17 protein-coding genes are annotated in these 19,013 nt (G+C 70.7%); 7 read left to right on the forward strand and 10 right to left on the reverse strand.

All coding sequences use genetic code 11. From position 1 onward, the window contains the following. Window positions 1–6 precede the first annotated feature (6 nt). The 4 genes from ACIBH1_RS07450 to ACIBH1_RS07465 all read right to left on the reverse strand — a co-directional run bounded on the left by ACIBH1_RS07450 (window position 7) and on the right by ACIBH1_RS07465 (window position 6,201). Window positions 7–1,698: a histidine kinase gene (locus tag ACIBH1_RS07450; RefSeq protein WP_397312741.1), complete on the reverse strand. Its 1,692-nt coding sequence runs from the start codon at window positions 1,696–1,698 to the stop codon at window positions 7–9. After that, window positions 1,695–3,152 carry a BTAD domain-containing putative transcriptional regulator gene (locus ACIBH1_RS07455; protein ID WP_397312742.1) on the reverse strand — a complete coding sequence of 486 codons (1,458 nt, stop codon included), beginning with the start codon at window positions 3,150–3,152 and terminating at the stop codon, window positions 1,695–1,697. Before ACIBH1_RS07455 ends, ACIBH1_RS07450 begins: the two co-directional genes overlap by 4 nt. Beyond that, on the reverse strand, window positions 3,127–4,941 hold the full coding sequence (locus ACIBH1_RS07460; protein WP_397312743.1) for a histidine kinase: 1,815 nt from the start codon (window positions 4,939–4,941) through the stop codon (window positions 3,127–3,129). Before ACIBH1_RS07460 ends, ACIBH1_RS07455 begins: the two co-directional genes overlap by 26 nt. Window positions 4,942–5,007: 66 nt before the next feature. Further along, on the reverse strand, window positions 5,008–6,201 hold the full coding sequence (locus tag ACIBH1_RS07465; protein ID WP_397312744.1) for an MDR family MFS transporter: 1,194 nt from the start codon (window positions 6,199–6,201) through the stop codon (window positions 5,008–5,010). Window positions 6,202–6,261: 60 nt separating this feature from the next. Between ACIBH1_RS07465 and ACIBH1_RS07470 the strand changes: the two genes are divergently transcribed. Further along, entirely contained in the window at window positions 6,262–7,206 is a 945-nt protein-coding gene (locus ACIBH1_RS07470) for a DUF5937 family protein (protein WP_397312745.1), read from the forward strand. Here ACIBH1_RS07470 and ACIBH1_RS07475 read toward each other — a convergent pair. Both ACIBH1_RS07475 and ACIBH1_RS07480 read right to left on the reverse strand, forming a co-directional pair. Beyond that, the gene (locus tag ACIBH1_RS07475) at window positions 7,189–8,052 is read right to left on the reverse strand and encodes a terpene synthase family protein (RefSeq protein ID WP_397312746.1); all 864 of its coding nucleotides are present in this window, start codon (window positions 8,050–8,052) and stop codon (window positions 7,189–7,191) included. The two genes, ACIBH1_RS07470 and ACIBH1_RS07475, sit on opposite strands and share 18 nt — an antisense overlap. Before the next feature lie 151 nt (window positions 8,053–8,203). Then, window positions 8,204–8,749: an EF-hand domain-containing protein gene (locus ACIBH1_RS07480; RefSeq protein WP_397312747.1), complete on the reverse strand. Its 546-nt coding sequence runs from the start codon at window positions 8,747–8,749 to the stop codon at window positions 8,204–8,206. A gap of 178 nt (window positions 8,750–8,927) precedes the next feature. Between ACIBH1_RS07480 and ACIBH1_RS07485 the strand changes: the two genes are divergently transcribed. Continuing rightward, window positions 8,928–10,289, forward strand: coding sequence for a glutamine synthetase family protein (locus ACIBH1_RS07485; RefSeq protein WP_397312748.1), 1,362 nt, complete (start codon window positions 8,928–8,930; stop codon window positions 10,287–10,289). Window positions 10,290–10,318: 29 nt separating this feature from the next. Here the strand turns inward: ACIBH1_RS07485 and ACIBH1_RS07490 are convergent, their stop codons facing one another. Together ACIBH1_RS07490 and ACIBH1_RS07495 are read right to left on the reverse strand one after the other, a co-directional pair. Then, complete coding sequence (locus ACIBH1_RS07490) at window positions 10,319–11,461, reverse strand: TIR domain-containing protein (RefSeq protein WP_397312749.1); 1,143 nt, start codon at window positions 11,459–11,461, stop codon at window positions 10,319–10,321. A 138-nt stretch (window positions 11,462–11,599) separates the two neighbouring features. Next, window positions 11,600–12,469, reverse strand: coding sequence for an aldo/keto reductase (locus ACIBH1_RS07495; RefSeq protein ID WP_397312750.1), 870 nt, complete (start codon window positions 12,467–12,469; stop codon window positions 11,600–11,602). 62 nt (window positions 12,470–12,531) lie between these two features. On the opposite strand from ACIBH1_RS07495, the gene ACIBH1_RS07500 reads away from it, so the two are divergent. The 3 genes from ACIBH1_RS07500 (at window position 12,532) to ACIBH1_RS07510 (ending at window position 16,296) form a co-directional block, all read left to right on the forward strand. Beyond that, window positions 12,532–12,876 (forward strand): MerR family transcriptional regulator, encoded by a 345-nt coding sequence (locus tag ACIBH1_RS07500; RefSeq protein WP_397312751.1) that lies wholly within the window; start codon window positions 12,532–12,534, stop codon window positions 12,874–12,876. An 87-nt stretch (window positions 12,877–12,963) separates the two neighbouring features. Further along, window positions 12,964–15,393 (forward strand): collagenase, encoded by a 2,430-nt coding sequence (locus tag ACIBH1_RS07505; RefSeq protein ID WP_397312752.1) that lies wholly within the window; start codon window positions 12,964–12,966, stop codon window positions 15,391–15,393. 189 nt (window positions 15,394–15,582) lie between these two features. After that, a complete protein-coding gene (locus tag ACIBH1_RS07510) occupies window positions 15,583–16,296 on the forward strand; it encodes a PaaI family thioesterase (protein ID WP_397312753.1) in 714 nt (237 codons plus the stop codon). A gap of 37 nt (window positions 16,297–16,333) precedes the next feature. On the opposite strand, the gene ACIBH1_RS07515 is transcribed toward ACIBH1_RS07510, so the two are convergent. Beyond that, window positions 16,334–17,164 (reverse strand): alpha/beta hydrolase, encoded by an 831-nt coding sequence (locus ACIBH1_RS07515; RefSeq protein WP_397312754.1) that lies wholly within the window; start codon window positions 17,162–17,164, stop codon window positions 16,334–16,336. Window positions 17,165–17,185: 21 nt separating this feature from the next. On the opposite strand from ACIBH1_RS07515, the gene ACIBH1_RS07520 reads away from it, so the two are divergent. After that, window positions 17,186–17,860, forward strand: coding sequence for a type 1 glutamine amidotransferase (locus ACIBH1_RS07520; protein ID WP_397312755.1), 675 nt, complete (start codon window positions 17,186–17,188; stop codon window positions 17,858–17,860). Between the two features lie 33 nt (window positions 17,861–17,893). Here the strand turns inward: ACIBH1_RS07520 and ACIBH1_RS07525 are convergent, their stop codons facing one another. Further along, entirely contained in the window at window positions 17,894–18,388 is a 495-nt protein-coding gene (locus tag ACIBH1_RS07525) for an HXXEE domain-containing protein (RefSeq protein ID WP_397312756.1), read from the reverse strand. Window positions 18,389–18,442: 54 nt separating this feature from the next. Here ACIBH1_RS07525 and ACIBH1_RS07530 point away from each other — a divergent pair, with 54 nt between their 5' ends. After that, window positions 18,443–19,006 carry a TetR/AcrR family transcriptional regulator gene (locus tag ACIBH1_RS07530; protein ID WP_397312757.1) on the forward strand — a complete coding sequence of 188 codons (564 nt, stop codon included), beginning with the start codon at window positions 18,443–18,445 and terminating at the stop codon, window positions 19,004–19,006. The last annotated feature ends 7 nt before the right edge of the window (window positions 19,007–19,013 follow it).

Genomic DNA, 19,013 nt, shown 5'->3' on the forward strand with positions numbered 1-19,013 from the left:
ACCCTATCACCTCTCGTCAGAGTGACGATAAGTAGGGTGCAGTCCGTGGACCAGCTCCCTCACCTCGCGCGCGACCTGGTCCATGCCCGCGTGCAGATCGGTCAGGAGCCGCTCGGTGTCGGCGGGCGCGCCGCGCAGTCCCGCCACGGCGACGTCGACCGTCCCGGCCATCCTGGCGAGCGCGGGGGCCAGGCCGTCGTGCAGGTCGCCGCGCAGCCGCCGCCGCTCCTCCTCGCGGGTGGCCAGGATGTGCTCGCGCGAACGCTGCAGGTCGGTCGAGACGCGTACGGCGTGCGCCACGTCGGCCGCGTACGGCACGGCGGCGGCGATCAGGCGCTCCACGTAGTCGGCGGGGAAGTGGCGTGCCCCGGGCGGCCCGACCAGGAGCGTGCCCACCGGCTCGCCGTGCCAGACGAGCGGCACCTCCCGCGACCACGGTCCCTCGCGCCCCACCTCGACGCTGCGCCCGTCGCGCACCCGGATCGCCAGACCGGCGGTGCCCAGCCCGTCCATCGTCACCTCGGCGACCGCTCCGAGCGCCCGCATCGGATCGGCCGCGCCCACCTCGGCGGCCAGGCGCCCGGCCAGGCGGCGCGGATCGCCGTGCGTGCCGTACATGGCCTGGTCGACCAGGCTCCGCAGGCGGCGGCGCAGGGGCTGGAAGAAGATGCCCGCGATCATCGCCGCCGCGAGCCCGGCGAGCGAGTCGTACTCCGAGACGAGCAGGCCGGCCAGCGCGGAGACGCCCAGGTAGACGGCGGCGACGGCGGCGAAGATCCCGCCGCCGACCACGGCCCGGCCGACCAGGACGTCGATGTCGAAAAGGCGGTGCTTGAGCACGGAGAAGGCGATCGACGTCGCCGTGAAGATCACCCCGAGCTGGGCGGGCAGCCAGAACGAGGGGCCCGCGAGGATCCCGGCGACGTAGAGCACGTAGCCGGCCGCGGGCCAGGCGATCTGCCGCCTGACCAGCGCGTCTCCGCGCCTGGCGCGCACCACGAAGGCGATCAGCGCCAGGACCAGCAGGCCCTGCATGGAGACCACGTAGAACATGCGGATCGGCTCGCTGAGGCCGAACAGGTGGAAGGAGTACGGGTTGGGGATCACCTCCGGCCAGGGATATCGCGACATGTCCGGCGGGTTCGGGCGCACCAGGTTGCGCACGATCTCGACCACCATCAGCAGGATCGCGAAGGGCACCACCCACCGCCACCGCCGCGAGGGCAGCTTCCCGTCGGGCAGGTAGAGCGGCAGCAGCCCGGCCAGCAGCACCCCGCCGACCACCCAGCCGATGTGCGCGGGCCAGCGCAGCGCCGCCGCGAGCTCCATGTCGCCCGAGGCCGCGGCGGCCAGCATCGCCGTGGTCATGGAGATCTTCACCGCGCAGCCCAGGCCGCCCGCCACCGCCAGCCAGGCCAGCCGGTAGGTGGGCCGCTGGGCCAGGATGAAGGCGCCGATGGCGGGGAAGGCCAGCGCCGCCGCGAAGTCAGGGACGACGGGCGCACCCTCGTTGCTCCGCGACGGTTGCCAGCCCTCCGGCAGCAGGTAGCCGTAGACCAGCCCCCAGACGGCCAGCACCGTCGACAGGGCCGTCAGCAGCACGGCAGCCGTGGGCGCCGGCCCGCACCAGGTGATGTCGCGCAGCGCCCGGCCGTCGAGGAGCCGCAGCGCGAGACCCGCGCGAGAACGTGTGGTCACGACGAGGGCTTCACCAGGCCCGACTCGTAGGCCAGCACGACCAGCTGGGCCCGCTCGATCAGCCCGAGCCGCCCCAGCAGCCCGGCGATCGCCGTGCCCACGTCGGGCTCGTCGAGGTGCAGGGTGGCGGCGATCTGCGCGTTGGTGAGCCCGCGCGCCACCAGCCTGACCAGGTCGAGCTCCTCGTCGCCGAATCCGGCCAGCGCCGGGGGAGCGGTGGGGTCGCTGCGCCCGGCGAAGGAGGCGATCAGCCGCGTCGTGACCGCCGGGTCGATCAGGGCGTCGCCCGCGGCGGCGGCGCGCATGGCCGCGATGAGCTGCTCGGGCGGCGAGGTCTTGAGGATGAACCCGCTGACCCCGGCCCGCAGCGCCGAGTAGAGGTTGTCGTCGGTGCCGAACGTGGTCATCATGACGACCTTCGGCGGGTCCGGCTGCGACAGGATGCGCCGCGCCGCGGTGAGCCCGTCGACGTTCGGCATCTGGATGTCGAGCAGCACCAGGTCGGGCCGGTGCGCGCGGACCGCGGCGATGGCCTGCTCGCCGTCGGACGCCTCGCCGGCGAACTCCAGGCCGGGCTCCGACTCCAGCACCACCCGCATCCCGGTGCGGACCAGCGCCTGGTCGTCGGCGACGAGCACCCGCAGCCCCGCGGCCGTCGGGGCGGCCGGCGCGGGCGGCACGTCGAGCCGCTGGGCCAGCATGTCGCCTTCGAGCTGCTGCAGCGCGGCCGACAGGTCGAGGCCGAGCTCCTCGCGCCAGGCGTGGCGGGCACGCCGCAACGCGCCGAGCGCGTCGCCCTGGCGTCCCGTGCGATACAGCGCCAGCGCCAGCAGCCGCCAGGCCTCCTCGCGCAGCGGGTGCGCCGAGGCGTGCGACTCCAGGTCAGGGACCAGGGAGCCCGCCTTGCCCAGCTGGATGCCGGCGTCGGCGCGCCGCTCGACCGCCATCAGCCGCAGCTCCTCGAGCCTGGCCGCCTCGCTGGCCGCCCACGGCAGGTCGGCGAACTCCGCCAGCGCCGGGCCGCGCCACAGCGACAACGCCTGCTCCATCGCCGTCCACACGGCCTCCGGGCCGCCTGCCGTACGGACCACCAGGCTCTCCAGCCGCCAGGAGTCGACCTGGTCGGCGGGCACCCTGATGGCGTAGCCGGGCGGCGCCGACACCAGCACCGCGGCCTCCTCGCGCGGGGCGCGCTCGGGCTCCAGCGAGCGCCGCAGCCGCGACACGTAGCCCTGGATGGTCGACAGGGCCTGCGCGGGCGGGCTGCCCGGCCACAACTCGTCGATCAGCATGCCCACGGGTACGGCACGCCCGCGCGCCACCAGCAGCCGCGCCAGCACCGCCATCTGGCGCAGCCCGCCCAGATCGAGCGTCTCGTCACGCAGGCGCACCTGGAAGGGGCCGAGCGTGTGGAAGCTCAGGAGCTTCTCAGAGTGGTAGGTCGGCGTGGACAACCGTTCCGCCCCCTTCTGCGGGCCGTACCGTGCAGGTGCCGCCGAGTTCGGCGGCACGCTCGCGCATGGAGCCTAGTCCCACGCCGGCCTGTGGCCGTAGGGGCAGCCCACATCCGTCGTCGCTGACGCTCACCCGCAGGCGGTCCTGTTCGCGCACCAGGCTCACCTCGATCGTCCGCGCGGCCGCGTGCTTGCGCGCGTTGGTGATCGCCTCCTGCAGGATGCGGTAGGCCGCGACCTCGGTCGCGGCGGGCAGGCCCGCCAGCTCGCCCTCGGTGCGCACGGGCGCGTCCAGGAGCTGCTCGGCAGCTCCGGCCAGGCCGAGCTCGTCGAGCGCGGGCGGGCGCAGGCCGTACACCAGGGTTCTGATGTCGTCGCTGACCTCGGCCATGCCGGTGCGCAGGCGGCCCAGCAGCTCCTCGGCGGTGTCGGGGGAGTCGCGCATGGTCATCCTGGCCAGGTTGATCGACATCGCCATGCCGGTCAGCGACTGGCCCAGGCCGTCGTGCAGGTCGCGGCGCAGGCGGCGGCGTTCCTCCTCGCGCGCGGTCAGGATGCGCTCGCGCGAACGTTGCAGGGCCGTGGTCAGCCGTACGGCATGCGCCGCGTCGGCCAGATACGGGGTGAGCGTGGCCAGCACCCGCTCGTCGTGCGCGGCAGGGAAACGCCGCTTGCCGGGCGGCCCGATGAGGAGCGTTCCAACCGGCTCGCCGTGCCAGGTCAGCGGCACCTCCCTGGCGGCGTGGGTGAGATCGCCGCTGGTCGTGGTGGCGCCGTCCAGGCGTACGGCGGCGCCGGTCACCGCCAGGCCCTCGCGCAGCACCTCCAGCGTGGCGAGCAGGCCGTCGGCGGGCTCGGCCTGCTGGAGGCGGCGCTTGATCTCCTCGGCGAGCGCGGCAGGGTCGCCCGTGCTGCCGTACAGCATGCGGTCGACGCCGCGCTGCACGAGCTTGCGCATCGGCTGGAAGAACACCCCGGCCAGCAGCGCGGCGCCCAGGCCGGCGACCTGGTCGACGCCCGACAGCAGGACGCTGGAGGCGGCGACGCCGGCGAAGTACACGCCCACGATCACGATCGCCAGGGCGATGCCGATCAGCGCCCGGCTGATCAGGGTGTCGATGCCGAACAGGCGGTAGCGCAGGATCGCCACCGCGATCGCCGCGGGGATGAGCGGGATGGTCAGCGTCGAGACCCACCACACCGGATCGCCGATGATCCACGGCACGATGACGAACGGCAGGGCGACCAGAAGCCAGAGGATCTGCCTGCGCTCGGCCTCGTCGGACTTGCGGAAGCGCAGCACCAGCGACAGGAAGGCCACCGCCAGTACCGGCCGGTAGGCCTGGTCGAGCAGGGGGCGCCACTCGGGCGTGCCGAACCAGTACGCCGCCGACAACACCGGCGCGGCGATGATCAGCCAGCGCCAGCGCGGCGACGGCAGCCTGCCGTTCGGGTAGAGCAGGGGCAGCAGCAGCCCGCACAGGAACATGAACAGCTGCCACGACAGGGCCACGATCGGCCAGCGTGCCGGGTGCGAGCCGGCCAGCCAGGCGGCGTTGGCCGAGACGATGTTGACCGCCGCCGCCAGCCCGCCCAGGGACAGCAGCCATCCGATCACCAGGCGCGGGCGGTGGTAGACCAGGATCGCGCCGAAGATCGGGAAGGCGGTGCCCGCCATGTCCTCGGGCTGCAGGGGCAGCGGGGTGTAGGGAGAGGGGGGCAGCTGGGCGGTGATCCAGATGTCGCCCAGTTCGAGCACGACGGCGAGCGTGGCGATGCCGATCGCCACGCTGCGAGCCCACTGTGTTCGTCCCATGATTGATGGGGAACTTAGCGGACATTTGCCAACAACCGATCAAAACTCGTTCAACGCGGCCCGCTTGCGGATCGCCGGGCCGAGCGTGAGCAGGGCGGCGGCCGAGACCAGGCCCACCGCGGCCACGGTGAACCACAGGGCCATCGGGCTGATCTCCAGGAGCGCGCCGCCGATCAGCGGCGCCAGGACCGCGGCCAGCGCCCAGGCGAAACCGAACAGTCCGGAGTAGCTGCCCCGCAGGTGGGAGGGGGCCAGCGCGGCGACCACCGTGCCGGCGATGCCCGCGGTCGCGATCTCGCCGACGGTCCACACCACGATCGTCAGCGCCAGGCCCATCGTCGAGGTGACGAACGCCGTCAGGCCGAAGCCGACCGACATCACCGCGATGCCCAGCGCCATCGTCCTGGCCCAGTCGAGCCGCGCGATCAGGTCGGAGACCAGCGGCTGGACGACCACGATGAGCACGCCGTTCAGTGCCATGGCCAGGCCGAACTGCCCGGTCGTCAGCCCGGCCTCCGTCATCGCCACCGGGAGCATCGTGACCGTCTGCATGTAGACGAGGGCGTTGCCGAGCACCACCAGCGTGAAGGCGACCATCAGCCGGTCCTTCAGCACGACCGCGAAGCCCGTGCCCTTGGCCGCCGACTCCGGCCGGGTCTCGGGGACGGCCCGCCACACCAGCACCGCGAAGACCAGGCTGGTCGCGGCGTTGATCCAGAACAGCCAGCTGAACCCCATCTCGGCCAGGCGCCCCCCGGCCGTCATACCCACCGCGTAGCCCAGGTTGATCGCCCAGAACAGCAGGCCGTACGCCCTGGGCCGGTCGTGCGGCGAGATCAGGTCGGCCACCATCGCGTTCGACGCCGGCCGGTAGGCGTCGATCACCAGGCCCAGCAGGAACATCGCGGTCAGCAAGGCGGGCAACGTCGTGCTGTAGCCAAGGGCGACCATCGTCACGGCGGTGGCGAGCATGCCCCCGGTCAACGTGGCACGGCGGCCGATCCGATCGGTCAGCACCCCGGCCACCAGCTGCGACAGCAGCGCGCCCGCGCCGTACACGCCCATCACCAGGCCCGCGGCCGCCACGGACATGCCGCGGCCCTGCGTCAGGTACACGCCGATGAACGGCGAGACCACCGTGCCCAGGCGGTTGACCAGGGTGCCGCCCCACAGCGCCCAGAAGGGTTTCGGCAGCCCGCCCACTTTTGCTTGCATGAAAGTCGTCGCACTCATGCCCGCATCATGCGGAAACGCCCGTCGCCGCTGCGATCGATTTAGCCTAGATTAAAAGGTATGGCCATCGAATGGGTGCTGACCGCGGAGGACGTGGCGCGCATCCGCTTCGCCTTCTCCCCGCTGTGGGAACTCGTCGCCAGCGTGCGCACCCTCCAGGACCCGGCGCGCCAGTCGATCCACCTGCCGTGGATCAAGGCCGTGCGCACCCGCCTGCCCGACCTGTCGGAGCTCGTCGAGCTGGTGCCGCGCGAGGGCTACATCGCCGACTTCATCACCCCGCCGCCCGACACGCCGCTGCCCGACTTCCGCGAGGAACTGGCCAGAGTACGGCGCACGCCGCCCGAGCAGGCGATCGCCGAGATCGAGAAGCTGCCAGGGCTGGAGCGCTTCAGGGCCGACCCCGTCGCGGGAGTGCAACGCGTCGCCGACACCCTGGAGACCTACTGGCAGGGCTGCTTCGCCGAATACTGGCCGCGCATCTACTCCCTGCTCGAACGCGACGTCCTGCGCCGCTCACGCCAGCTCGCCGAAGGCGGCGCGCAGGAGCTGTTCGGCTCGCTCGACCCCGCCGTGGTGTGGACGGGGGAGCGGCTGCTCATCGACCGGCCCCACTGCAACCGCGAGGCCCTCGGCGGCGAGGGCGTGCTCCTGGTGCCCAGCGCCTTCTACTGGCCCGCCGTCGCCGTCATGTCGATGCCCTACCAGGCGACCGTCATCTACCCCGTGCAGGGCGTGGGCACCCTGTGGGAGCAGGGCCCGCCGCCCGCCCCCGACGCGCTCGCCTCGCTCATCGGACGCAGCCGGGCGCAGATCCTCCTCGCGCTCGGCGAGCCCGCGACCACCTCCTCGCTGGCCCGCCGCGTCGAGCTCACCCCCGGCGCCGTCAGCCAGCACCTGGCCGTCCTGACCGGCAGCGGGCTGACGGTCGGCATCCGCGACGGCAAGCGCGTGCTCTACCGCCGCACCTCCATGGGCAACGCCCTGTCAGGCGTACCTGGTTGATTCGAGCAGCCAGTCGAGGTGCGCGCGCGGAGCCGCCAGGAAGGCGCAGGCCACCTTGCTGACGTCGCGGGCGGTCTTCGGGTCGACGTCGCCGAGCGGCAGCGTCTTGGCCGCCACGTGCATGTCGTAGCAACGCTCGGCGATCCGGTCCAGCACCCAGGCGGTGGCCGCCTGCTCGTCCAGGCCGTACTCCCTGGTCGCCAAGACCACCAGGTTGTGCGGGTCGCCGTGCTCCTTCGGCTTGCTCGCCACGTCGTTGCACCACGCCGTCACGTCGCTGCACGCCTCGACCAGGTCCTGCCACGGCTCGCTGCTGTGCAGCCAGGCCGGGACCTCCACCCGCAGGCACGGCTCCACCAGGTCGAACAGGTACGGCCCGACCGTGCCCCTCCGCAGCGCCGGATACTCCGTGAGCGTCGGGGTGCGGCCGGTCAGCCGGTTCTCCGCCTCCGTACGGCACGCGTCGTACTGGATCTTCAGGTGGCCGGCGAACCGCGAACGCCAGTGATCGCTCATCCTGCCACTCGTCACCCGCCACAGATCCGCGAACGACGACTCCAGCGGATGCTCCGCCGAACCGTTGAGCAGCCCGTGGAAGATGTCCAGCGGGCACGGACCCTCGTCCAGCTCGTCGTCGAGATGGAACAGCCACGTCAGCCACTGCGCGAACAGCGCCGCCGCCGCAGCGTCGAACTCGGCGAACGCCCGGCCCGCCATGCGATGGAAGCCCACCCCGGGATCGGCGCGCAGGCCCGTACGGCGGGCCCAGTCGATGACGGCCGCCTCGATCGCGTACACCGCAGGGTGCATCCGGCACGGCGCCGCCATCGCGGGAACCCGCTCCACCAGCGGCAACAGATCCTGCGCCGCGATCCTCGCCGGGACGCGGCTACGCGGGATGAGACTGGACAGGGATTTCAGGACCGACCTCACAACGACCTCGACTCTTCCACGCTGACCTTCACGGGGGTCCGCGACAGGACCCTCACGGGGACCCTCACAGGGGTCCGAAAAGCCAGTTGCCCGGGGCGTGGGGGTCGTCGCCCGTGTAGTACTCCCTGACCGCCAGCACCAGCTCGGAGACCGTCAAGGTGCCGTCGTGATCACGGTCGAGCCGGTCGAACGCCTCGTCCACGTCGTCGTAGGCGGTGCCGAACGCGGCCAGCATCAGGCGGAACTCCCGCATGCCGATCGTGCCGTCGCGGTTCTGGTCGCACAGCTCCGCCACCGCCTCGACCGCCGGGCGGAACACCGCGTCGTAGTCGGCGCCCTCGACGAAGGCGGCCGTCATGCCCTTGCGGAAATCCTCGGGCGACAGCCGGGCGTCGTTGTCACGCTCCAGCGACCGCGCCAGGGCCGTCCAGATCCCGTCGAAACCGTCGACGAGCCTGCGCCCGATCAGCGAGGTGGGAGACTCGCCGAAACCCACGAGGAGCCGGGCGCCCAGGCCCAGCACATCCTCGCGATCGATCTCGCCCGTGCCGCTCACGTCGAGATGACCAAACGCACGATCGAGCTTGTGATCGCGCAGGTCAATAGGCATTTTGCCTCCCCCGAGACTCTGCTTGGATCACATTAGGGGCACTGGGCGAGGTTTGTCAGCGAGGCGCGTCGTCAGCGGCTTCGCCGGGTCTTTCACAGAACCCCCTCGTAACGTGTGCGAAACACGGACACGGCATGCTGGTATGGAGACACCGCCGTCTATTTCGCAAGGGGAACCCGTGGACCGTCAGCAGGAGTTCGTGCTGCGCACGCTGGAAGAGCGTGACATCCGGTTCATCCGGCTGTGGTTCACGGACGTGCTCGGCTTCCTCAAGTCCGTCGCCATCGCCCCCGCGGAACTGGAAGGCGCCTTCGCCGAGGGCATCGGCTTCGACGGCTCGGCCATCGAGGGCTTCGCCCGCGTCTACGAGTCCGACATGCTGGCCAAGCCCGACCCGGCCACCTTCCAGATCCTGCCCTGGCGCAGCGAGATCCCCGGCGCGGCCCGCATCTTCTGCGACATCCTCATGCCCGACGGCTCGCCCTCGCACGCCGACCCCCGCTGGGTCCTCAAGCGCGCCCTGGCCAAGGCCGCCGACATGGGCTTCACCTTCTACACCCACCCCGAGATCGAGTTCTTCCTGCTCAAGCAGCGCCCCGCGCCCGGCATCAAGCCCGAGCCGATCGACGCGGGCGGCTACTTCGACCACACCCCGCACAGCGCCGGCCACGACTTCCGCCGCCAGGCGATCATGATGCTTGAGTCGATGGGCATCTCCGTCGAGTTCAGCCACCACGAGGGCGCCCCCGGCCAGCAGGAGATCGACCTGCGCTACGCCGACGCCCTCACCACCGCCGACAACATCATGACCTTCCGCCTGGTCATGAAGGAGGTCGCGCTGGAGCAGGGCATCTGGGCCTCCTTCATGCCCAAGCCCTTCACCGAGCACCCCGGCTCCGGCATGCACACCCACATGTCGCTCTTCGAGGGCGACCGCAACGCCTTCCACGAGCCGGGCGCCGAATACCAGCTCTCCAAGATCGGCCGCTCCTTCATCGCCGGACTCCTCAAGCACGCCGCCGAGATCACCGCGATCACCAACCAGTGGGTCAACTCCTACAAGCGCCTGTGGGGCGGCGCCGAGGCCATCGCGGGCATGGGCGGCGAGGCGCCCTCGTACGTCTGCTGGGGACACAACAACCGCTCGGCCCTCGTGCGCGTGCCCATGTACAAGCCGCACAAGGGCGGCTCGACACGCATCGAGTTCCGCTCGCTCGACTCCGCGTGCAACCCCTACCTCGCCTTCGCGGTCATCCTGGCGGCGGGCCTGAAGGGCATCGAGGAGGGCTACGAGATGCCCGCCGCGGCCGAGGACAACGTGTGGGCACTGACCAGCTCCGAGCGCCGCGCCCTCGGCATCCGGCCGCTGCCGCAGTCGCTCGACGAGGCGATCGGCATCATGGAACAGAGCGAACTGGTGGCGGAGACGCTGGGGGAGCACGTGTTCGACTTCTTCCTGCGCAACAAGCGCAGCGAGTGGTCGGAGTACCGGCGCCAGGTCACCGAGTACGAGCTGGGGCGCTACCTGCCCGTCCTGTGACCCTTCTGCCCACGCCATGACCCCGCAGATCAGGCAAGCACGGAGTCGGGTGCTCTGCCGATGCTCGGGGAGGTCGTCCACTGCTCCATGAGTGAATGGCTGTCGCGCAGGAAACTCACAGCGCGGGTCATCTTGTTCACGGGCTTGGCCAGGTCTCGGCTGAGCCCCTTGCTCTGATCGAGATGCTGGACCAGCTCATCCAGCGCACCGACGACCGGTCCCATGGCGTTGGCGAACTCGTTCAGGATCGCGACGAATGCGGCCCGCTCCTCCGGAGTGGAGGTTGAGGTGGCCGACTCCTCCTCGAGCTCGCGAATGGCGGCGAGCACCGCCGGGTTGATCGTCACCACCTGGTCGGCGTAGCGGTTCGCCGTGAACATCAGGCGATCAGCCAGGGGATCCATCTCTCCTGCGAGATCTCTCAGGAGGAGAAGCCGACCAGCGAAACCTTTTCCCTCCCGGTCACTCTCCTGGAGCCGTGCGGCCACCGGCTCCACGACTTCCTTGAGTTCGGTCATCAACTTGATGAGGTCCTCCATCGACTGCGCCCACGCCGGCATGGCGCCCTCCGCGTCGGCCATGACGTCGACGATCCCCGGGGTATCCGCGGGATGTGCGTTGGCGAGTTCTTCCGCGGTGGGAAGTTCTGGGGGGTTCTCCTCCAATTCGTGGGCGATGTCGACGAGGCGGGTCGCCAAGGTATTGATCGCCTCCCGGTAGGCTGCCGAGTTCTCGTCCAGCAGGCGGAGCTTGCGCCAGTCGGAATACAGGGTGCGGCGGAGGAGATTGACGATCTCGTCGTCGCTGTCCGACTTGTCGTCGAGTTGTTTGATGGGCGCGTAAACGATGGGCAGGAAGAGTTCCTTCAGGCCCAGGCTCTCGGCCTTGCCGACGAAGTGCAGGAGCTCTCTGCGGCATTCCGAGCTCTGGAGATATCTAGGGGTGATGACGGGGATGAAGAAGGTGGTGGATTGCAGTGCTTGATCGATCCGCTGCCGCCACTGGTCGCCCCACGCTATGCCTTCCCGGTCAACGAATATGTTGAGTTCCTCCCCGGTGAGGAGATCGAACTCCTCTCGAACTCGCAGGGCGAGGCGCTGGAGGCGTCCACCCTCTGCCTCGTTGTCTCGGTGTGTGTAGCTCCAGAATCCGGCGGCGTTATTGGTGACCATTCAGCGCAGATTAGTGGAGCGGCGGTGCCGCCCGCAGACGGTCGGATTTATGCACTACTAAATCCCGTCATGGCAGATATGCGATGAAAACGCGTTCGCTGGGCAGAGCGCGCTGAAGATCGCTGCGGCTCCACGCGCTCACCGAATCCTCGCAACCTGTTCCGCGCTGAGCCTTACCCCCAGCGCTCCCACGTTCTCCTCCAGATGCCCCACAGACGTCGTCCCCGGAATCGGGATGATCGTAGGCGACCGATGCAACAACCACGCCAGCGCCGTCTGCGCCGCTGTGGCACCCACCTCCGCCGCCACCTCCGCCACCGGCGACCCCGCCCCCGCGTGGTCGCCCATGGCGATGGGGAAGAACGGCAGGAACGCGATTCCCTCGCGCGCCGCGTGGTCGACGACGTCGTCGTGGCCGCGGGCGGCGAGGTTGTACAGGTTCTGCACGGCGGCGATGGGTGTGATGGCGGCGGCGGCCGTCAGCTCCGCGACGGTGACCTCGGAGAGGCCGATGTGCCGCACCTTGCCCTCTTCGCGGAGCCGGTGGAGGGCGCCGATCTGGTCGGCGAGCGGCACCGTGGGGTCGATGCGGTGCAGCTGCAGGAGGTCGATGCGGTCGACGCGCAGGCGCCGGAGGCTGAGTTCGGTCTGCTGGCGAAGGTATTCGGGGCGCCCGAGCGGCACCCATTCGGTAGGGCTGGGCCGTACGACGCCGACCTTGGTGGCGACGGCGACGCCGGTGAAGGGGTGCAGGGCTTCGGCGAGGAGTTCCTCGGTGCCGCCGAGGGCGTAGGAGTCGGCGGTGTCGATGAGGGTGACGCCGAGTTCGACGGCGCGGCGCAGGAGGGTGACGGCGGCGGCGCGGTCGGCGGGGGTGCGCCAGATGTGGGCCTGGTCGGCGGGGCGGGTCCTGGGGTCGTCGCTGAGCCGCATGGTGCCGTAGCCGATGCGGTTGACGCGCAGGTCGCCGCCGAGGAGGAAGGTCTGGTCGATCTCGTGAGTTGTCATGGGTGAGAAGCTAGGACTTCTCACTGATGTGAGATTCAAGGGGATGTGAGGAGCGTCACACGGTGAAGATCGGGGAGTTGTCCCAGCGCACCGGGGTGAGTCCGCGCCTGCTGCGCTACTACGAGGAGCAGGGTCTGCTCGCGTCCGTCAGGACCGAGGGCGGTCACCGGCATTACGGCGCCGACGCGCCGGCGACGGTGGCGCACATCCGGGCGTTGCTCGATGCGAAGGTGCCGACGAGGACGATCCGGGAGCTCCTGCCGTGTGTGGAGGGTGAGGGTCCGGCGGGTCCGCGCATCAACGCGTGCGTGTCGGGCCTGCTTCAGGATCATCTGGAGTCGATGGAGCGGCAGATCGCCGAGCTGCAGCAGTCGCGGAAGGCCCTGACCGGCATTCTGACCGCCTGACATTTCGCGGAAAATTGGGCCTTGCCTCCTGGTGAAGCTATGTGAAATTTTACACATCACATTCCATAGCCCCCCGGGAGTGTTCCCATGCGAATCGTGCTAGTCACCCTCCTCACCCTGTTCGGCTTAGCCGTACCGGCCCAGGCGGCGACGGCCGCGGCCCAGGAACCGCCGCCCAGGCCCGCCGCCACCGCGCACGACCACGACCACGACCACGCCCACAAGCAGCTCAAGCCGGAGGACCGCCCGCCGCTGTCCGCCGACAGCAAGCAGGAGCTGCGCCGCGAGTATGACGACCAGAACGACGCCGGACCCCGATCGCGCTCGACGGCGGCCGCCGCCTGCGACGTCGCGAACTTCACCGGCAACACCGGCTCCGCCCTCGTCGCGGCGATCAAGGCCGCCGACAGCGCCTGCGTGAACACGCTGTTCTCGCTCACCGGCACCCAGGCCAACCAGGCCTTCAAGGAATCCCAGATGGCCACCGTGGCTTGGGCCCTGCGGGACAACGGCCAGTCCTACCCGGGTGACAACAGCACCCAGACCCTCCAGCTGGTGATGTACCTGCGCGCCGGCTACTTCGTGCAGTGGTATCACCCGTCGGACGTCGGTTCCTACGGCCAGACGCTCAAGACCGCCATCCAGGCGGGCCTGGACGCCTTCCACAACAGCTCGGGCGCGGCGCGCGTGACCGAGGCCAACGGCGAGGTCCTCGGCGAGGCCGTCACCCTGATCGACAGCGCCCAGGAGAACGCCCGCTACCTCGGCGTCGTCAAGCGTCTCCTCAACGGCTACACCGGCAGCCACGGCTGGTACATGCGCAACGCCGTCAACAACGTCTTCACCGTGCTGTTCCGCGGCCACCAGACGACCGGCTTCGTCGCCGCCGTCCAGAGCGACACCGCGGTGCTGACCACGCTGCGCGACTTCGCCATCCGCCACCTGAACCTGCTCGGCACCGACAGCAGCTTCCTGCCCTCGAACGCCGGACGCGAGCTCGCCCGCTTCGTCCAGCACGCGGCCCTGCGCCCGACGGTCCGCCCGATGCTGACCGACCTGCTGCAGCGCACCCAGATCACCGGGCCGACCGCGCCGCTGTGGGTCGGCGTCGCCGAGATGGCCGCCTACTACGACGACTGCGCCTACTACGGTCTGTGCGATCTGGCCGGCCGCCTGACCGCCGCCGCGCTGCCCATCACCCACACCTGCGGCGCCACCCTGAAGATCCGCGCCCAGCAGATGAGCTCCTCCGAACTGTCCGCCACCTGCTCCAGCCTGGCCGGGCAGGACTCCTACTTCCACGGCATCGCCCGCGACAGCGGCCCGGTCAGCGGCGACAACAACACGGCGCTGGAGGTCAACGTCTTCGACTCCAGCACCGACTACCAGACCTACGCCGGGGCGATCTTCGGCATCGACACCAACAACGGCGGCATGTACCTGGAGGGCGACCCGGGCGCGGCCGGCAACCAGGCCCGCTTCATCGCCTACGAGGCCGAGTGGCTGCGCCCCGACTTCCAGATCTGGAACCTCAACCACGAGTACACCCACTACCTCGACGGCCGCTTCAACATGTACGGCGACTTCGGCGCCGGGGTGAGCACGCCGACCATCTGGTGGATCGAGGGCTTCGCGGAGTACGTCTCGTACGGCTACCGCCACGTCGTCTACGACGCCGCGCTCACCGAGGCGGCCAAGAAGACCTACGCCCTGTCGACGCTCTTCGACACCACCTACGACCACGACACCACCCGCGTCTACCGCTGGGGCTACCTGGCCAGCCGCTACATGATCGAGAAGCGGCGCAGTGACATGGACGCCGTGCTCGGCCACTACCGCTCCGGCAACTGGAACGCCGCCCGCACCCTGCTCAAGTCGCGCAACTACGACGCCGACTTCGCCGCGTGGCTGGGCACCCTCGGCGGCGGTGGCGGCACCAACCAGGCGCCCGTCGCGAGCTTCACCGCGGCGGTCAACGGCCTCACCGTGGCGCTGGCCGACACCTCGACCGACGCCGACGGCACCATCGCCTCGCGCCGGTGGGACTTCGGCGACGGCACCACCGCGACCACCGCCAACCCGTCCAAGACGTACGGCGGCGCGGGCACCTACACGGTCAGGCTCACCGTCACCGATGACGACGGCGCGAGCGCGACGACGACCAGGAGCGTCACCGTGACCAGCACGCCGGAGTGCCCGGGCTCCGACACGCGCACCCTGGGCAAGAACTGCAAGCGCAGCAACGTCGCCCACTCCCAGGGCAACTACGCCTACTTCTACATCCTGATCCCGTCGGGCGTCTCGAGCCTGACCGTCACCGTCTCCGGCGGCACCGGTGACGCCGACCTGTACTACAACGCCGCCTCCTGGGCGACGACGGGCTCCTACACCCAGCGCGCCACGGGCGCGGGCAACAACCACACCCTGACGATCACCAACCCGGCGGCCGGATACCGCTACATCAGCCTGTACGGCACGGCGGCCTTCTCCGGGGTCACCGTGACGACGACCTACTAGGAACAGTCCGGGCCGCCGTGTGTCACAAATCACTCGGCGGCCCGGAAGTCTCGTGTGCACAGTGGCGTTACCCAGGCATAACGGCTTGGCAATCACCCCCTGTTTGGCTGGACGAACCAGGGATCCGGTAAAATCGGTCCGCTCAAAACCGATATTTCCGGACTTGACCCCCTTCAGGAGTGGTGTGGCATGACGACGGCTGCCCTTCAGACCTCGCTCACGGTGCCCGAGCGGTTCCGCGGCCCTGCCGGGATCGCCAACGGCGGCTGGATCGCGGGGACGGTGGCCGACGCGCATCTGGGCGAGCACTCCACCGTCGAGGTCACCCTCCACGCGCCCACCCCGCTGGAGACCTCCCTGTGCCTGTCGCAGGTCGCCAACACCGCCTCGCTCTCGCACGGCGAGGAGCTGCTGGTCGAGGCCATCCCGGTCGCCGAGGACCTGGAGGCCCCGGCGTTCGTGCCGCTCATCGACGCCGCCCGCGCCGAGGCCGGCTTCGCCGGGCTGCAGGGCCACGCCTTCCCCGAGTGCTTCGTCTGCGGCCTGCGCGAGCCGGGCGACGGCCTGCGCATCTTCCCCGGCCCGGTGGAGGGCGCCGACGTGGTCGCCGCCGGCTGGCGGGTGCCGCACTCCGTCGTCGAGAACGGCGTCGTGCCCAACTCGATCATCGGCGCGGTCCTCGACTGCGTCACCGGCTGGGCGCACTTCGCGCCGGGCGAGTCGGCGCTGCTAGGACGCCTGACCCTGCAGATGCACCGCCCGGTCAGCCCCGGCGGCAGCTACTCGGTCGTCGGCAAGGCCACCGGCCGCGAGGGGCGCAAGCTCTTCGGCCAGAGCGCCATCTACGAGGTCGACGGCTCCCTGGTGGCCGCCGCCAAGGCCGTTTGGATCGTTCCCCGCTAGACAGCATGAAGGGCGGCCCCCGGGCGGGGGCCGCCCTTCATGCTGTCAGCCGGTCGGCGACCAGCGCGGCGCAGCGGGGGTCGAGCAGGATCGTGTAGTGGTTGCAGTCGTCCACGATCTCGTCGGTCACCCGCGAGGCCCACGGCGCGACGAGCGCATCGGGCACGAAGGGCGCCGGCTGGTCCAGCAGCCCCCGCGGAGCGCGCAGCAGCGTGATCGGCGCGGAGACGCTCTCCAGCGCCCCGGCGAGCGCCTCGCCCTGGGTGCGCAGCCAGCGGCCGTCCTGCCGTACCGCCTCCTCGACCGCGCGCGAGCGCAGGGCGCCCTCGGGGCCGACCAGGTCGTAGGTCACGTAGTCCTCGGCGTCCTGGTTCCAGCCGCCCGCGAAGGCGGGGTGCCGCTTGAAGAAGCCGACGTAGGCGTCCTCGTCGGGGAAGGTCAGCCCCAGGCGGGCGATGGCCGGGCCGAGTGTCTCCTCCATCACCGCGTCGACGTCGGCCTCCGGAGGAAGCGGCGGCATCGGCAGCCCGCCGTCGACCAGGACGACCCTGCCGAACGCGCGCTCCGCCGCCGCCAGCACGGCGACGAAGGCGCCCATCGAGTGCCCGGTCAGCACCTCGGGGCGGTAGCGCTCCGCGACGGCCAGCACGTCCTGCGCGTGCCGCGGCAAGCCGTACGGCCCGGGCAGCTCGCGGCTGTGCCCTCGCCCGCGCAGATCCATCGCGACCAGCGACCAGTCGTCCGGCAACCGCCTGGCCACCGCCTGCCAGGCCATGAGCGAGGCGGTGATGCCGTGGACGGCGACGATCGTGCGCTCGCCCGTCCCGAACCTGGCCACGCGCAGGCCGTTCACCGAATCGATGTCCATGCGCATACCCTATGAGCCACTATGCGCATCACCGTCATCGAGCACGAGGCCGACGCGGGCCTCGGCTATCTGGACTCCTGGCTCGGCATCCCCTGCGACGTGGTCCGCCCCTACCTGGGCGACCCCGTGCCGGAGCGGGCCGCGGACGGCCTGATCGTGCTCGGCGGCGAGGCCTCCGCCTGGGACGACGCCGGCTACCCCTGGCTGCCCGCCACGCGTGACCTGCTGCGCCGTTCTGTCGAGGACGGCGTGCCCACCCTCGGCATCTGCCTCGGCGCGCAGCTCATGACCCTCGCCCTCGGCGGGACCGTCGAGCGCGGCGAGGCGGGCCTGGAGGTCGGCGCCTGCCCGGTCACCGCCCTGCCCGCCGCCGACGCCGACCGGCTCCTGCGGGGCCTCGGCACCGCCGTCGCGGTGCAGTACCACCAGGACGCCATGACCCGGCTGCCCGAGGGCGCGGTGCTGCTCATGACCGGCGCGCAGTACCCCCACCAGGCCTACCGGATCGGCGCGTCGGCCTGGGCGGTGCAGTTCCACCCCGAGGCCACCCCCGAGATCTTCTCCTCGTGGACGGCGGCCACCGGCAAGCAGGAGCTCGACGCGGCCGTCAAGGCGGCCGAGCCCGCCCTCGTAGCGGCCTGGCAGCCGGTCGCGGTGCGCTTCGCCGCCGTGGTCCGCGAAGGGGCCGGAGTCTGACGCCTGGAACCGCCGGCCGGCCGGAGTCCGACGCTAGAACCAGCGGTCGGCGGGCGGCGCGCTGAGCAGCTTGGCGACGCCGTGCACGCCGCCGACCGCGACCAGGAAGAGCGCCACGCCCGAGATCGCCGACCGGCCGCCCGGCACCTGCACGCCCTCGGCCTTGAGCCTGCGCCAGGCCCAGACGGAGTACGGCAGGACCACGGTCGGCGCGGTGAACAGTCCCGGCGTGTACCCCCGCGTGAGCAACCCCTGCGCCAGGTGGATCACCCCGTGCAGCCCGAACCCCGCCAGCGCGGCCTGGAAGAGGCGGCTGCGCGGCCCGGCGGCGCACGCGGCGGTCATGAAGAGCCCCATCAGCCCGATCGCGATGTTCACATGGCGCTGCGAGACCTGCAGCAGATCCCACCGGATCCATGGGTACATGCGCTCGAGCCGCGGCCGTTCGCGCTCGACCCATCCGGCCATCGTCGCCAGCTCCTCGGCGTCGTGGACGGCCCAGGCGACCAGCAGACCCCAGGGTGACATGAGATCCCCTTCCGGAAGAATGCAACGCAACGTTGCGTTGTATTATTGTCCACCATGGCACCCAGAGCACAAGAGCGCATCTTCGAGACGACCCTCCGTCTCCTGGCCGAACACGGCTACGACGGCCTCACCGTCGAGGGCGTCGCCAAGGAGTCCGGCGTCAACAAGACGACCCTCTACCGCTGGTGGAGCTCGAAGGCCGCCCTCGCCAGGGACGCCCTGCTGCACAGCGAGCTGCTCGCCCTCGACCCGTCCGACACCGGCAGCCTGCGCGGCGACCTGATCGCCCTCACCGAGCACGTGATCGGCCTGCTCACGCTGCCGAGCGTGCGCGCCGTCGTCGCCGCGATGGCCGGGGCCGCGGGCAACGGCGAGCTCGCCGAGACCGCCAAGGCCTTCTTCGCCGACCGCTTCGACCGCGAGCGGGCCATCTTCGACCGGGCGCGCGAACGCGGGGAGCTGCCACCGGGAGCCGACCCGATGCTCGTGGTCGACCTCCTGGCCGGAGCCGTCTGGACCAGGCTGCTGCTGCGCCAGGAGCCCCTCGGCGACGCCTTCGCCGCCCGCGCCGTGGATCTGGTACTCGGGGGCTCTCCTGGATCTCATCACTCGGCGTAGACAATGG

The organism is Nonomuraea sp. NPDC050663 (assembly GCF_044456985.1).
Classification (GTDB): Bacteria; Actinomycetota; Actinomycetes; order Streptosporangiales; family Streptosporangiaceae; genus Nonomuraea.